This window comes from Mesorhizobium sp. M1D.F.Ca.ET.231.01.1.1 (assembly GCF_003999155.2).
Lineage (GTDB): Bacteria > Pseudomonadota > Alphaproteobacteria > Rhizobiales > Rhizobiaceae > Mesorhizobium.
Genome location: NZ_RZOZ02000007.1, coordinates 34,320 through 48,858 on the forward strand (window position 1 = coordinate 34,320; position 14,539 = coordinate 48,858).

The 14,539-nt window shown below is 63.5% G+C and carries 12 protein-coding genes; 4 read left to right on the forward strand and 8 right to left on the reverse strand.

Going from position 1 to position 14,539, the window contains the following annotated elements:
• Positions 1-97: 97 nt before the first annotated feature.
• Positions 98-679, forward strand: a complete 582-nt coding sequence (locus EN874_RS19150) for a TetR/AcrR family transcriptional regulator (protein ID WP_245513754.1) — start codon at positions 98-100, stop codon at positions 677-679.
• A gap of 194 nt (positions 680-873) precedes the next feature.
• Here EN874_RS19150 and EN874_RS19160 read toward each other — a convergent pair whose 3' ends face one another.
• The 4 genes from EN874_RS19160 to EN874_RS19180 all read right to left on the reverse strand — a co-directional run bounded on the left by EN874_RS19160 (position 874) and on the right by EN874_RS19180 (position 5,863).
• A complete protein-coding gene (locus EN874_RS19160) occupies positions 874-1,935 on the reverse strand; it encodes a maleylacetate reductase (RefSeq protein ID WP_127426716.1) in 1,062 nt (353 codons plus the stop codon).
• A gap of 386 nt (positions 1,936-2,321) precedes the next feature.
• Positions 2,322-4,403 (reverse strand): mechanosensitive ion channel family protein, encoded by a 2,082-nt coding sequence (locus EN874_RS19170; protein WP_127426714.1) that lies wholly within the window; start codon positions 4,401-4,403, stop codon positions 2,322-2,324.
• Between the two features lie 22 nt (positions 4,404-4,425).
• Positions 4,426-4,689, reverse strand: coding sequence for a hypothetical protein (locus EN874_RS19175; protein ID WP_245468298.1), 264 nt, complete (start codon positions 4,687-4,689; stop codon positions 4,426-4,428).
• A 283-nt stretch (positions 4,690-4,972) separates the two neighbouring features.
• Positions 4,973-5,863 (reverse strand): helix-turn-helix domain-containing protein, encoded by an 891-nt coding sequence (locus tag EN874_RS19180; protein WP_127426713.1) that lies wholly within the window; start codon positions 5,861-5,863, stop codon positions 4,973-4,975.
• Between the two features lie 310 nt (positions 5,864-6,173).
• On the opposite strand from EN874_RS19180, the gene EN874_RS19185 reads away from it, so the two are divergent.
• The 3 genes from EN874_RS19185 (at position 6,174) to EN874_RS19195 (ending at position 10,103) form a co-directional block, all read left to right on the forward strand.
• Positions 6,174-6,962, forward strand: a complete 789-nt coding sequence (locus tag EN874_RS19185) for a hypothetical protein (protein ID WP_127426712.1) — start codon at positions 6,174-6,176, stop codon at positions 6,960-6,962.
• 646 nt (positions 6,963-7,608) lie between these two features.
• On the forward strand, positions 7,609-9,114 hold the full coding sequence (locus EN874_RS19190) for an arylsulfatase (protein ID WP_127426711.1): 1,506 nt from the start codon (positions 7,609-7,611) through the stop codon (positions 9,112-9,114).
• 80 nt (positions 9,115-9,194) lie between these two features.
• A complete protein-coding gene (locus EN874_RS19195; protein ID WP_127426754.1) occupies positions 9,195-10,103 on the forward strand; it encodes a formylglycine-generating enzyme family protein in 909 nt (302 codons plus the stop codon).
• 408 nt (positions 10,104-10,511) lie between these two features.
• On the opposite strand, the gene EN874_RS19200 is transcribed toward EN874_RS19195, so the two are convergent.
• From EN874_RS19200 to EN874_RS19215, 4 genes are read right to left on the reverse strand one after another with little or no spacing between them, the layout of a single operon-like run.
• The gene (locus EN874_RS19200; RefSeq protein WP_127426710.1) at positions 10,512-11,495 is read right to left on the reverse strand and encodes a beta-ketoacyl-ACP synthase III; all 984 of its coding nucleotides are present in this window, start codon (positions 11,493-11,495) and stop codon (positions 10,512-10,514) included.
• On the reverse strand, positions 11,492-12,757 hold the full coding sequence (locus EN874_RS19205; protein WP_127426709.1) for an adenosylmethionine--8-amino-7-oxononanoate transaminase: 1,266 nt from the start codon (positions 12,755-12,757) through the stop codon (positions 11,492-11,494). The genes EN874_RS19200 and EN874_RS19205 overlap by 4 nt, the downstream gene beginning before the upstream one ends.
• Positions 12,754-13,392, reverse strand: a complete 639-nt coding sequence (gene bioD / locus EN874_RS19210) for a dethiobiotin synthase (RefSeq protein ID WP_127426708.1) — start codon at positions 13,390-13,392, stop codon at positions 12,754-12,756. Before bioD ends, EN874_RS19205 begins: the two co-directional genes overlap by 4 nt.
• The gene (locus EN874_RS19215) at positions 13,389-14,531 is read right to left on the reverse strand and encodes an 8-amino-7-oxononanoate synthase (RefSeq protein ID WP_127426753.1); all 1,143 of its coding nucleotides are present in this window, start codon (positions 14,529-14,531) and stop codon (positions 13,389-13,391) included. Before EN874_RS19215 ends, bioD begins: the two co-directional genes overlap by 4 nt.
• Positions 14,532-14,539 lie beyond the last annotated feature (8 nt).

Consider the following 14,539-nt stretch of genomic DNA (forward strand, 5'->3'; position numbering starts at 1 on the left):
CCTTGGCCGGTTCGCTATGCTTTCCGATTCCAGTGCTGATGAAGTCGTGCGACGGTCCGGTCTGACCGGAAACACCAAGGTGACGCGCGATGACTGGATGAAGCTCGCGCTGGAGACGCTGATTTCCGAGGGCGTCGAGGCGGTGCGCGTGCTTGCGCTCGGGCAGAAGTTGAACGTCTCCCGCTCGAGCTTCTACTGGTATTTCAAGAGCCGCCAGGACCTGCTGGATCAACTTCTAGATTTTTGGCGCAACAACAACACCCGTTTCATCGTCGAGCAGGCCGGGCGGGCCGCCGCGTCGATAACGCAGGCCGTGCTCAATGTCTTCGAGTGCTGGCTGGATGAATCGCTGTTCAATCCGCGGCTGGATTTCGCCGTGCGCGCCTGGTCGCGCCAGTCGGCCGAAGTGCATCGGATCGTGACCGAGGAGGACGACGCGCGGGTCGACGCCATCCGGGCGATGTTTTTGCGGCACGGTTACGCGGACACGGAAGCCTTCGTGCGGGCGCGCGTGCTGTACTTCACGCAGATCGGCTATTACTCGCTGGAGATCGTCGAGCCGGTCAGCAACCGTCTCTTCCTGACGCCGGCCTACCTGCTCACGCACACCGGCAAGGAACCTCGCCAGGGCGAGGTCGAGGCCTTCGCCGAAAAGATGCTGCCGCGGGCCCGCGATTGAGCGGCGCGCGCTCCCGGCGTACTTCTCCTCAATTCGGATCGCGCGGAAATTCCTTGACCTCTTCGCGATCGACAACGACCTCGCCACCGGCGCGCGACGAGCCGGCATGGCAGCCCGCTTGTGCCGGCGAGCAGGCCGGTGGCGGCGGCGGTCTTCAGCAATTCACGTCTGGTAATCATCTCCCCCGACAGAACTCAATGTGGCGGACGGTCTCCTTGCCATGCGCTCTGCAGCAGCGAGCGGATGGACGCGCGATCGAATGGCCGCGGATTGGGGTAGGGGCTTTTGGTGGCGATCTCGGCCGCGCGGTCGAGGTCGCTCTCCTTCAACCCGAAATCCTTCAGTGCCTGCGGCGCGCCGATGGTCTTGGCGAAATCGTAGAATGCCTGTCCGGGCGAGCCGCCGAAGATGTCCGCCACCGGCCGCAGCAGGTCGGGCACGGCAGCCGCGTTGAAGCCGATCGTGTACGGCAGCATGATCGCATGCGTCTCGGCATGCGGCGTGTCGAAACTGCCGCCCAGCGTGTGGCAGATCTTGTGGTGCAGCGCCATGGCGACCTGCCCGAGCACGGTGCCGCAAAGCCATGCGCCGTAGAGCGCCTTGGCGCGTGCATCCGCTTCGCGAGGGCTGACGACGATCACCGGCAACGCTTCCTTCAGCGCGCGCATGCCCTCGGTCGCCATCATCGAGGTGATCGGGTTGCGGTCCTCGGCATAGAGGCCTTCGGCGGCATGCGCGATGGCGTTGAGGCCGCTTGTCACGCTGATGCCGACCGGCAGGCCAAGCGTCAGCTCCGGATCGTAGATCACCAGTTCGGGCAGCACCTTGGGGCTGCGCAATGTGGTTTTGGCGCCGCCTTCGGTCTGCCCGAGGATTGGCGTCACTTCCGAACCGGCATAGGTCGTCGGGATGACGACCTGGGCGATGTCGGTGCGGTAGGCGATCGCCTTGCCGAGCCCGGTCGTCGATCCGCCGCCGAGCGACACAACACAGTCGGCTCTGAATTTGGCGGCCTCGGCGACCGCGCGTTCGGTGACCTCGACCGGCGTGTGCATGGTGGCGCCGGAGAAAGTGCCGACACAAAGCGCACCGAGCCGTTCCGCCAGCGCCTCGGCGTCCGTCGCCTGCTGCGGCGTCGACAGCACCAGGGCGCGGCGGCAGTTCAGCGCCTCGACGTGCTCGGCGGTTTGCATCGACGCACCGTTGCCGAAGATGATGCGCGCGCTGCTGCCCTGGTAGGTGAAGTTGCGCGTCATGCCTCCCTCCGCTCTTTCTTCGCCCGCACCATCACGAAGGTGATGTCGAGCGACCAGTGGGCATCCTGCTTGGTGAAGCATGCGCCGAAGCCTGGATCAATTCCACCGTCATCAGGCTGCCATGTGATTGAGCTGATGGAAAGAAATAGGGTTTCGTTGAGGGACTTGGAGCGCGCGGTCTATCAAGCCGCCGTTGACCTGGCCGGTGGAAATCCCGCGGCGGCGTCACGTCTTCTCGGCCTGTCTCGTCCGCAACTCGCCTATCGCCTCGGCTCGTGACACTGCAACCCCGCGCTATTCGCCGGGATTGCGTCCGTAGCTGAGCCAAGGCTCTTACCAGCACCTCGCCCCCATGGGGCTGCAGCGCCGTGACCGACCGAGTGCCGTCAGGTGCCGGAGTTTGCCGCCAGCTCGGCAGCCTGCTTCATCTTGAGCAGTTGCTGCGCGGCGGCCGCGTTGTCGCCGCCACTCTCCACATGCACGGTGGGAACGGCGAGCTTGATGCCGTTCTCGTCGAATGCCTTCTTGATCATCATGAACGCTCGCCGCTTGATGCCGAACTGACCTCCCGGCTTGGTCATCAGCTTCATCCTGAGATCGATCCCGGAGTCGCCAAAGCTGTCGACGCCTTGCATTTTCAGCGGCTCGATCGTGTCGGCCGCGAACTCGGGATCCGCGGCCAGCTCCTGACCGATCTTCTTGATGAGCCTGCGAGCGAGGTCCACGTCAGAATCGTAGGTTATGCTGAGAGCCATCTTGTCCATCACCCAGTCACGGCTCATGTTCTGGATGGCGCCGAGCTCGCCGAACGGCACGGTGAAAATTGGACCGCGGTGATGCCGCAGCCTGACCGACCGCAGGCTGAACGATTCAACAGTGCCCTTATAGCTGCCGCTCTGGATATACTCGCCGACGCGGAAGGCATCGTCGAGCATATAGAAGACGCCGCTCAGCACGTCCTTGACCAGTGTCTGCGAGCCGAAGCCGATGGCCACGCCGAAAATGCCCGCGCCGGCGATCAACGGTGCGATCTGCACGCCGAGCCCAGACAAGATTGTCAGCACGCTGACGACTCCGATCAAGACGGCGAGCGCATTGCGGAATATCGGCAGCAATGTGCGCAGCCGGCCGCTGCGGGCAAGGTCGTCGGCATTGGACCCGTCCTTTGGCGCAAGCTCCATCCGATAAGCGATCAAGGCTTTCGCCAGCTGCCAAAGCAGATCCGCAACGAGGAGCACGATGATGCTGTTGAGCAGGCCTGAAATCACGAGCGCGCCGGTCTCGCTGCCGGCAAGGGCTGCGGCCCTGACACGCCAGATATAGGCGAGCCAGGCGACCGCGGCGCCAATCACCGCTGCTCTGGCACCCCTGACGATCAGCACGTCCAGCATGATGCCCAAGGCACCGCTGCGCTCCGCTCTGCCGGCGATGGCCTGTGCGACGTTGCCAACCCCACGCACCGCCGCCGGCAACAGCAACGCATAGAGGCCGAGCCACAGCACGCCGAGCAGTCCTGCCACCCAGGCCAGCCAGAGCGCGATCAGATAGAGTGTCAGCAGCGATTGCCTGGCAGCGGATGCTGTCGTGGCCGGCCGCCGCCAGACGATTTCGATGCCGATGGCCAACATGCCCAGGCCGCAAAACAGGGCAACCACCCGCGTCACGTCGATGGAGAAACCGATGCTGGGCATGAGGCTGACCAAGGCCCAGCCAAACAGCAGAAAGCCGGCGATGAGGCTCACGCGTGGGAGCCAGAAACGCTGCGCGATGTCGCTTGCGACGGAAATTGGCGTCGGCGTCGCATCGGACGTTCTGCTTCCCGTGCCGGCAAGTCCAAACAGCCACCTGACGATTGCGCGCACGACACGCACGGCGATGAAGGCGAGCAGCGAGGTCAGCACGATGCGGCGCAGCAAGGGCGGCCATTCGAACACGAGGAACGAACTGATGCTGGCCAGGGCAAACGTCAGCAAGGCAGCGACCTCGGACAGGGTCGCCTGCCCGGGGTCAACTGTTCCCTCGGAACGGCCGAGCGCCAAAGCCCGGCGGACCAGCCACTCGGCGCCAGAGCCGACGACAATCAGGACCGACAGGATCAGGATCACCAGGCCGGGCCTGCCTGAATTCACGTCGCGCGAGACGACGCCGGCGGCGCTAGCGAGCTCCTGCGGGATGCGGGGAACGGCATCGGCGAGCGCGGCGACACGCGCGCGAACGGCTGCCTCCCAGCTCGAGATCGCGTCGGCCAGCGATGCGGCAGCCGGCTCCTGGGCGGCCGGCGGTATCTTTCCTTCGAGCCATACCTTCACCTCCGGGTCGGACAGCAGGTCGAGGAACTGCCGTGCCTTTTCAGGCGGCATGCCGGCGGGAGGCTGCTGGGCCCAGGAGGCCCCAAGCAGCCCCCAGAAGCAAGTCACGACGACGGCCGACAGCAGAATGCCAATTCGAGTGGGCAGTGCGTTGCTCATCGAGCGCTCCGGTCACTTCCGCTCAATGCACGTGCACGACCACGTAGCGTCCGCCATAGGGCTGATAATAGGTGCCGCCGCAGTGCCACAGCACAGTGCCGTTGATCGAGCTCCTCACACACCCCGCGGGCAGCCTGGTGACGTAAATGGTCGAGCGGCGAATCGTCCGGCGTGTGGTGCGCCTCGCAACCCCCGCGACACTGCCTGGCGTGAGCGGGCGGCCGACTTTCGCCTGCGCGTCGCCGACGAAAGAGGCGAAGGGGGTCTCGACGAGCCCTGCAAACATCAGGGCGACGGCGAATCCGGCAGCGCCGGTCGACTTCAAGCTAGGTCTTGTCATTTTTGCATCCTCCCAAAAGCTCACCACTCCGTGCGTTTCGCGGCCGATATGACCACGCGCCCGTTACAAGCCTGCGCCCGCTCCCTGGCCCCCGCATGCCAGAGGCAGTTTTTTGTTAGCATTTTAGAATATACTAATTATCGAGAGCGACTTCTATCCGGATTGCGCAAAATCCATCGAAACTGCTTGCAATGATACGTGGCGCAATTCTCGGCGCGCTACGCCCTGGTCACGTTCTCCCGGCACGCTGAAGTGTTTGCTTGGGAGACTCGCCGAAGAACAGGCGATAGCTCGCGGCGAAACGGCCCAGATGGTTGACCCCCACATCCATGGCGACTGTTGTAACGCTCAAGCCGTTTGCACGTGCGGTGGTAAGGAGCCGTCTGGCTTCGTTGAGGCGCAGCGCTCTGATGAATTCGAGCGGGGTTGCAGCGAATGTGGTGCGAAAGGCGTACTCCAGCTGTCGACGGCTGACGCCGATTTCCTTGCACAGTCGAACAATGGGTATGTCTTCCCAGATGTGAGTGCGAATGAAATCCTCCGCCGCCGACGCTTGTCCGAAATGGCGGCTCGCGGAACCGGCTGTCCCGGTCTCACGACTGTCTGCGCCCGCGAACGCGTCGGCCGCCGCCCCCAGATAGTCCAAGAAGGCGCCCGGAGGCTGCTCCAGCAGGGCCGAATCGCCTGCAACTGTCCCGAGATGGTCTGCCATCGACTTGATCTGGCGTCGGATTCTTTGCGCTTCGTCGGTGGCGAGCCGAACTGCCGCGGGGTGATTGTTGATCTGTTCGAGAACCATACCCGCGGCAATCGACTGGATTTCCATCCAAGTCGCGGTCGGAACGATGGCGACTGCGTAATTGAGGCCGGGCCGGACCGTCGCCGTAACGCTCGTGCCGGCAGGGATTGCCAGGATCAAGTCGTCTTCGAGCGGGATGCCGCATATCGTCGACCCACAAGCTCGCTCGATGGCCACCAGCGCCACGGAGTCTTGATCGAAACCGCCGCGGGCGCGGAAGGCGCAATTGAATTCCGGCAGGTCGAGCGCCCACTTGCCGGGGGACTGGATTTGCCGGATGCGCGAGGGAAGCCAGCCGGCCGAAAGCCTGTCGACCTTCACGGGCAGGCCGGAGGCGGCGCTGGTAAGGTCGTCAGGACCAAGTAACACATCCCTGTATGAAGGCGATGAAGGCCACGTGGTCAAGCAAGGCGTCCTTTGCGCAAAGTGGATAGCAGGACGATTGTATTAGTTATAGCTTAAGCGCAAATTGCGCGAGGTCAATTCGCGCTCAATATCGCCGGCGAACGGCTCAGTGGGGATATCGCGTGCGGCCAAATTGACGGAGCGCGCAAAGTGAGGGTTCATTCAGCATCGAGGCCCGAGTCTCGGCTCGGCCGAGGCGGGGCTGCAAAGACGACAAGTGGGGACGATGATGAAAAAAATTCGTTTGGCCGGCTTTGCAATGGCGGGAGCATTGGTATTTGGTGCGGCCAATGCCTTTGCGGCAGACGTCACCAAGCAAAAGGATGAAGGCTGGACCTTCACGGTCGCCCCATATCTCTGGGCGTCGGGTATCAAAGGCGAAAGCGGGATCTTCGGATTCCCGCCTCAGGATGTCGATGTGAGTTTCAGCGACGTGCTGAACCACCTCAAATTCGGGTTCATGGGGCTTACGGAGGCTCGCAACGGGCCTTTCACCATCAGCACGGACATAGTTTACGCCAAGCTCGACGCCAACATAGGCACCCCGAAGGGTATCCTCGCCTCCAACATTGATGCGACGGTGAGCACTTTCATGGGGACAGCGCTCGGTGGTTACAGCGTTTACTATCAGGATGCGACGAATTTCGACCTCGTGGCCGGCGCCCGCCTCTGGTCGGTCGACAACAGTTTCGACTTCCATGGCGGTGCGCTTGATGGCGGCTCAGCCAGTGACGGCGATACCTGGGTCGATCCGGTGATCGGCGCAAAATTCAAGGCCGATGTCGGCAATGGAATCTACCTCGCCGGCTGGGGCCTTGTGGGTGGTTTCGGCGCAGGATCCAAATCCATGTGGGACGTGATGGGCGGCGCCGGCTATCAGTTCAACGACAAGATGTCGATGTTCGTCGGCTATCGGGCCGTGCACGACAATTATAGCCACGACGGCTTCGTGAACAAACTCACCCAGCAGGGTCCGATGTTGGGGTTCACCTATCAATTCTCGGCCACCCAATAGAGGCCACCCAATAGAGGATTGACCGGAACTGATTGTTCGCGGCAGCGCCCGCGTTTGGTTCCGGAATGCTTCCGTTCCCATGGCTGAACTGACGCACTGACTCGCGCCAGGGAAGAGCGTCTGCGCTGCCACAATCATCGAAATACCGATCTCATCATCGGCGGTGGCCTGGGATGCCTTGATGGGCGCGTCGGCAGGCTTTCTAGGTCGAACGGCGCTTCGCCGTGCGAAAGCGATACGGGCCAGGGACGAAAAAATACATCCTTTGCGCAAAGTGGATAGCAGGACGGTTGTATTAGGTATAGCTTAAGCTCGAATTGCGCGAGTCAAATAGCGCAGGAATATCGCCGACGCACGGCGAGCGGGGAGCATGAACAGGCAGGACCATTTTCAGAGGCACGCGCGCAGGGGCATCTAGCGCCTGAGGCAATCGTGCCTTGTGGAGCCGCCGGCTTCCCGAAGAGGCCATGACGGTGCTGACATGTTCTTTGGCAGTCCAGGAGATCTCGCGGCGAGCCGGCGGCCGAGGTCGCCGCCGACCCCGCTGCGCTGCCTCTTCGGCTCCGGGAAACGACCGGCGCGTCAGAGCGCTAGACCGCCATTGTTTTGAATGGAACGGCATGAGTCAGCAGAGCAGGGGCACAGCATGAGAAACGATCAAGACTTCCCGGCTAAAGCCGGTGTAACCAACACAATCACGCGCCGCGAGGCATTGATGGCCGGAACGGCCGCTGCCGTTTCACGATTTGCCGCCCCTGCCGGCCTTTCAGGGGCGCTCGCCGGCCTCGCCGGCGTCCAGGATGCGGCAGCTCAGCCCGCGCAGCCGAACATCGTCTTCATCGTTGCGGACGATCAGGGTTGGAAAGACGTCGGCTACCACGGCTCGGACATCAAGACGCCCAACATCGACAAGCTTGCCGCGGAGGGGGCGAAGCTCGAAGAATATTACGTGCAGCCGATGTGCACGCCAACGCGTTGCGCCCTCATGACCGGCCGCTACCCGCTACGCTACGGCATGCAGGTTGGCGTCGTCCCCGCAGCAGGGACCTATGGCCTTCCGCTCGACGAGAGGCTTCTTCCGCAAATCCTCAGAGAAGCGGGCTATCAGACGGCGATGAGCGGCAAATGGCATCTCGGCCATGCCAAGACGGACTACTGGCCGAAACAACGTGGATTTGATTCATTCTACGGGGCAACGGTCGGCGAGATCGACCATTTCAAGCATGCGTCGCATGGTATCGCGGATTGGTACAGGAACAACAAGCCGATCAAGGAGCCGGGCTTCGACAACACCCTGTTCGGTCAGGAGGCCGTCCGGGTCATCAACGCTCACGATCAGAAGAAGCCGCTCTTTCTCTACCTCGCCTTCACCGCGCCCCACACGCCCTTCCAGGCTCCGAAGGAATATCTCGAGCGGTATAGCAACATCGCCGACGAGAACCGGAGGACCTATGCCGCCATGATCTCGGTGATCGATGACGAGATAGGAAATGTCGTGGCCGCCCTCGAGAAGAAGAAGATTCGCGACAACACCCTGATCGTTTTCATGAGCGACAATGGCGGCGTCATCAACTCGATGTTTACGGGTGACTCGAAGGTGGAGGGCAAGCTTCCCGCCAATAATGGCCCCTATCGCGACGGCAAGGGCACCCTCTATGAGGGCGGCACCCGCTCGGTCGCCTTCATGAACTGGCCAGGCAAGATCAAGCCCGGCGTCTTCAATGGCCTCATGCACGTCGTTGACATGTTGCCGACACTGGCCGGGCTGGCTGGTGCCAAGCCTGGCAAGGACAAACCGCTGGACGGCATGGATATGTGGCCGGCCATCAGCGAGGGGAAACCTTCGCCGCGCACTGAGATTGTCTACAACGTTGATCCGATGGCCGGCGCGGTACGCGAGGGCGATTGGAAGTTGGTATGGTCGGCAACGTTGCCGCAAAGGGTGGAGCTATTCAATTTGGCCGAGGACAAATCCGAAACCACCAATCTGGCCGACAAGAATCCTGACAAGGTCAAGGATATGCAGGCAAGAATCACGGAACTTGCGAGCCAGATGAAGCCTCCGCTGTTGCTGATGGAAGCGGTGCGGTTGACGTACTTCACACCGCTGGTGACACCAAGCCCGGAAGAAATGTTCGCCGCGGGGGATTGATAGGCGGATGGGTTCTGCCGTTCAGACGAGGCCGCCCGGTGGATGACGTACGTGCTGCAAAGCCTGTAACGGTTAGCGACATGCTGTGGATCCCCGGCGGCCAATTCCTGATGGGCTCGAACAGCCACTATCCAGAAGAGGCGCCGGCGCACCGCGTTGTCGTCGGCGGCTTCTGGATGGATCGCACGACCGTCACGAATGCTGAGTTCAGACGCTTTGTCGAGGCCACAGGTTACGTCACGCTGGCCGAGCGTCCGGCAAATGCGGCGGATTATCCTGGAGCCGGCGCGGAAGCCTTGGCGCCGGCATCAGCCTTGTTCGTCAGGCCCTCGCGCGGGATTGATCGCAACAATCACTACAACTGGTGGGCTTACGTGCGCGGCGCCAATTGGCGGCATCCGCGCGGGCCTGCCAGCAGCATCAAGAAGCTCGACACCCACCCTGTCGTGCACGTCGCATATGAAGACGCACAAGCTTATGCGAACTGGGCCGGAAAGGCACTGCCGACCGAGGCCGAGTGGGAGTTCGCCGCGCGCGGCGGGCTGGACGGCGCCGAATTCGTGTGGGGCGACGAACTGACCCCAGGTGGTCGGCATATGGCGAACACCTATCAGGGCGAATTTCCATTCCGCAACGATTGCGAAGACGGCTACGAATGGACCGCGCCGGTCGGCTCGTTCCCGGCAAACGGCTACGGGCTCCATGACATGGCCGGCAACGTCTGGCAGTGGACCACGGACTGGTACCAGGAGCACCGCCGCATCGAGAGCCCCTGCTGCACGATGGAAAATCCGCGCGGCGGCGAGCGCGACGCGAGCTACGATCCGCTGACGCCCGACATCAGGATTCCGCGAAAGGTCACCAAGGGCGGGTCCTTCCTGTGCGCCCCCAGCTACTGCCGCCGCTACCGCCCGGCGGCTCGCATGGCGCAGCCGGTGGACACATCGACCTGTCACCTCGGCTTCCGTTGCATCATGCGTCCAGCCTGATGGCTGTCCTGCGCTCGGCAGGTGCCATTGCGCGCAGAAAGTCCGAACTGCGAGTCCGGGCAAATGCGTGGGCAGGTTGACGCAACGATACCGGCTCAGTTTCAGGCCCGCCGATACCACCGAAAATACCAACGCCTCGGCCCGTTGGACGAAGTTTGCCGAACCGCGATGAAATTCGCCGAAGCACGACTTCCGTGTCGAAAGACAAACAATTCAGCTGCTTGCGGAGACTGAAGCATAGAGGCTCCGGCGAGAGGGCATGTCGGGCGAAGAGGGGATGCTGCCAGAGCCGGAATCCAAGTAGACGAAATCTGGTTTTATTTTCACTTAGTTGAGGATTGCGCAGTGGTAACGGCGACCAACGAAATATTGCTGTGGCTTGGTTCGGTTCCTGAATATCACGCCAGGCTAAACGCCAACCACCAGCGCCCCGCCGGTCAACCCGGCACCGGCCGCTGCGAACAGCAATTTCTCGCCCGGTCGAAAGGGATTGGCGCTGTGAGCAACCGACAATGACAGAGGTATCGTCGCGGCTGACGAGTTGCCATAGTCGGTGATGGTCTTGACGATCCGCTCATCCTCGATGCCGAGCGACTTGCCGACGGCGTTGAAGATGCGGGCATTGGCCTGGTGCGGCACGAAGCGGGTGACGTCGGGCGCCGAAAGGCCGGCTGAAGCCAGCGCCTCCGCGGAACAGCGGCTCATCATCTCCACAGCCTTGGCGAAGACTTCGCGGCCGTTGGCGATCGTCATGCGGGTTTCGGCGATGTCGATTTCGTCGGAGAACAGACGGTTGCTGCCACCCGCCGGGATGTGGATCAGGTCGTAGGCGGAGCCGTCCGAGGCGAAAGAGGAGCCGAGGATGCCGTGGTGGGGATCGCTTGAGGGGGCGAGCACCACGGCGCCAGCGGCATCGGCGAACAGCACGGCGCTCGCCCGCTCGGCCGGATTGATCCGACGGCTCAGAATGTTGGCGGCGATGACGATGGCCGGCTTGTTGTGCAGGCGCACGAAGCCGTCGGCGAAGGTCAAGGCATAGATGAATCCCGCGCAGGCGCCCGCCAGGTCGACCCCGCCAGCCTTTTCGAGACCGAGCCTGTGCGCCACCAGCGGCGCGCTCGGCGGCAGCAGATGGTCAGGCGTCGAAGTCGCCAGCAAAAGCAGGCCGATCTCCTGGCGATCGATCCCGGCTGCCTCCAGAGCGATGCCGCCCGCCTTGGCCGCCAGTCCCGAAAGCGTGTCGCCGGGCTCCGCCCAGAAACGCGAGCGGATGCCGGTGCGCCCCTCGATCCAGCCTGCCTCCAGCCCAAGACCTGCCTCGATCTCGGCATTGCCGAGTTTTCGGGCAGGCACGTGATGGCCAAGGCCTATGATGCGCACCGTGCGGTTCATCTCTTTCCGCTCGCAAGGCCGGCCGCCTCGTCGACAGCATCATAGAGGCGGTCGAGCTCGTCGGACGTTACGCAATAAGGCGGCAGCAGGTAGATGACGTTGCCGAGCGGCCGGACCAGCAATCCGCGATCGAGGAAGAAGGCGCGCAGCCTTGGGCCGACCTCAGCGAGATAGCCTGCGTTGCCGACGCTGAGGTCGAGCGCGGCAATGGTGCCGGTCGTGCGAACATTCTCGAAACGCGCGTCCCCCTTGAACCGCGCAATCTTCTCGGCCTGCATCCGCGACAACGCGACAACGCGCTCCGCCACAGGCTCGTCGTTCCAGATGCCGACATTCGCAAGTGCCGCCGCGCAGGCGATCGGGTTCGCCGTGTAGGAGCTCGAATGGAAAAAGGTCCTGGCTCGGTCCTTTGAGTAATGCGCACGAAAGATCGCATCGGTGGCAAGTGTCGCCGCAAGCGGCAATGAGCCGCCTGTCAGTCCCTTGGACGTGCACAATATATCGGGCGCGATTGCTGCCTGCTCACAGGCGAAGATGGACCCAGCGCGGCCCCAGCCGGTCATGACCTCGTCGGCGATGAAAAGCGTTTCGGAGCGCTCGGCAATGCGCTTGAGTTCGGCGAGAACTGAAGCCGGATACATCAGCATGCCGCCGGCGCCGAGCACCAGCGGCTCGACGATCAATGCGGCAGCCTCGCCGCCGCGTGCCAGCCGTTCGAAGGCGTCGAGCGTTTCCTGCTCCCGGCCCGCGGCGGGAAATGGGATGGTGTCGACCTCGAACAGCAGGGGCTCGTATGCGGCATTGAAGACGCCGCGCGCGCCGACGCTCATCGTGCCGATGGTGTCGCCATGATAGCCGTGTTCCATGACGACGATGCGCGAGCGCGGGGCGCCGTTGTTGCGATGATAGCCCAGCGCCATTTTCAGCGCCACCTCGACGCTGGTCGAGCCGCTGTCGGAATAGAAAACCCAGTCGAGGCCCGCCGGGGCCATGTCGACCAGCGCCGAAGCCAATTGCTCGGCCGGCTCGTGGCTGAGACCGGCGAAGATCACCTGGTCCAATGTCTCAGCTGCGTCGCGGATCGCCTCCATGATCTTCGGGTGGCGATGGCCATGGGTGATGACCCACCACGAGGAGATTGCATCGAGTATGCGGTTGCCCTCGCGCGTCTCGACATAGGCGCCTTCGGTGCGCGCGATCGTCGGCGGTACCGGCTCGGTGGCATGCTGGGTGAAGGGATGCCAGACCGCGGTGCCACTCATGACCGGCCCTCCGTGAAGTCGGTCGCGTTGAACGAAGCCCGCATGGCCGCGAAGAGCGCCTCCGACGTCAGCGGGTCGACGCGGGGCAGGCGACCGAGAATGCGCACCTTGCCCATCTCGGCGATCGTCTTTTGCGTATCGGCCATCTCGTCGCCGATGAATGCGATGCCGAGCAGCGGTATGGAGCGGGCACGCAGACCTTCCAACGAAAGCAGGGTGTGGTTGATGGTGCCGAGCGCCGTGCGCGCGCAAAGAATGACGGGCAGTTGCCAGTCCCGGAAAATATCGATGAACCTCGTCTGCCGATTGAGCGGCACCATCAGCCCGCCGGCACCTTCGATGATGAGCGTGCCCGGCAATTCTGGAAGCGAGAGCTTTGCCGCCTCGATCGCGACGCCGTCAATTTCGGCCGACCGATGTGGCGATAGAGGCATCTTCAGACGGTACACTTCCGGCACGACACGCCCCGCGGGCAAGCCGGAGAGGCGGGCAACGACTTCGCTGTCGGTCTCCTCGTCGAGACCCGATTGAACCGGCTTCCAATAGAAGCCGTCGAGCAGGCCCGCGAGGCCAGCCGAAAAAACAGTCTTGCCGACACCGGTGTCGGTGCCGGTCACGACGATCCGTGCCGTCATTGCCAGCGCTCCCATTCCTCGGCAAGAGCATCGAACAGTGCCGAAACATCGGCCTCGCCGACATTCAACGTCAACGAGATGCGCAGCCTCGCCGTGCCCTCGGGCACGGTTGGCGGGCGGATGCCGCGCACATCGAAGCCGCGCGACTGCAAGGCCTCAGCCAGCGCCATGGCGCGCGCGTTGTCGCCGACGATGATCGGCAGGATCTGCGAGCCGCTCGCAGGCAAGCCGAGCTCCTCGGTCCTCTTGCCCGCAAGCGTGACCAACTGGGCCAAACGCTCGCGACGATCGGGCTCCTGGGCGACGATGTCGAGGGCCGCCGCCGCTGCCACCGCCATAAGCGGCGAGGGCGCCGTGGCGTAGATGAAGGGACGGCAGCGGTTTACGAGATAGTCGCACAGCACCGCCGGAGCGGTGACCAGCGCGCCGGACGCGCCCAGCGCCTTGCCGCAGGTGTGCAGCACCACGACATTGTCGCGGCCTTCGAAGTCGTGCGCGAGCCCGCGCCCGTCCGCGCCGTGGACGCCGGTGGCATGCGCCTCGTCGACAAACAGGAATGCATCGTGGTGGTCCGCGACCGCGATCAGTTCAGCGAGCGGCGCCCGGTCGCCATCCATGCTGTAGAGGCTCTCGACCACGATCCAGGGTCGGCCGGCGCCGCCTCTCGCGCGCCAGGTTCGGATTGCATCGTCCACGGCATTCGCGTCGTTGTGCGCGGCTTCCGCCACTTCGGCGCGACCGGCCCGCGCCCCCTCATGGGCGCTGGCATGGATGAGCTCGTCCAGCACCACCAGGTCACCCTTCTGGGGCAAGGTCGTGAGCACCGCGAAATTGGCGACATAGCCGCCGCCGAAGAAAAGGGCGCGCTCGGCGCCGAAGAAGCCGGCTGCCTTGGCTTCGAGCGCCTCGTGTTCCGGGTCATTGCCGCGCAGCAGCCGCGAGCCGGTCGCCCCGACGGGGGTGCCGGCGGCTAGCGCAGCAGCAACCGCATCAGCCAGGCGGCTGGAGCGCGCGAGGCCGAGATAGTCGTTGGAGGCCAAGTCGGTGCCCGCACGGGCGCTGAGGTTCCGCAAGCGGTCCTTGCGGGCCAGCCCGCGCAAGCTGGCCTCGTAGCGGTCGAGCAGCGCTCGGCCGTTCACCCGCCCGT

What these genes read in the sequence shown, in the direction of transcription:
- EN874_RS19200 (WP_127426710.1), bottom strand. Translation starts at nt 11,495, where the DNA reads ATGAACCGCACGGTGCGCATCATAGGCCTTGGCCATCACGTGCCTGCC.
- EN874_RS19160 (WP_127426716.1), bottom strand. Translation starts at nt 1,935, where the DNA reads ATGACGCGCAACTTCACCTACCAGGGCAGCAGCGCGCGCATCATCTTC.
- bioD (WP_127426708.1), bottom strand. Translation starts at nt 13,392, where the DNA reads ATGACGGCACGGATCGTCGTGACCGGCACCGACACCGGTGTCGGCAAG.
- EN874_RS19190 (WP_127426711.1), top strand. Translation starts at nt 7,609, where the DNA reads ATGAGAAACGATCAAGACTTCCCGGCTAAAGCCGGTGTAACCAACACA.
- EN874_RS19205 (WP_127426709.1), bottom strand. Translation starts at nt 12,757, where the DNA reads ATGAGTGGCACCGCGGTCTGGCATCCCTTCACCCAGCATGCCACCGAG.
- EN874_RS19185 (WP_127426712.1), top strand. Translation starts at nt 6,174, where the DNA reads ATGATGAAAAAAATTCGTTTGGCCGGCTTTGCAATGGCGGGAGCATTG.
- EN874_RS19170 (WP_127426714.1), bottom strand. Translation starts at nt 4,403, where the DNA reads ATGAGCAACGCACTGCCCACTCGAATTGGCATTCTGCTGTCGGCCGTC.
- EN874_RS19150 (WP_245513754.1), top strand. Translation starts at nt 98, where the DNA reads ATGAAGCTCGCGCTGGAGACGCTGATTTCCGAGGGCGTCGAGGCGGTG.
- EN874_RS19195 (WP_127426754.1), top strand. Translation starts at nt 9,195, where the DNA reads ATGCTGTGGATCCCCGGCGGCCAATTCCTGATGGGCTCGAACAGCCAC.
- EN874_RS19175 (WP_245468298.1), bottom strand. Translation starts at nt 4,689, where the DNA reads ATGTTTGCAGGGCTCGTCGAGACCCCCTTCGCCTCTTTCGTCGGCGAC.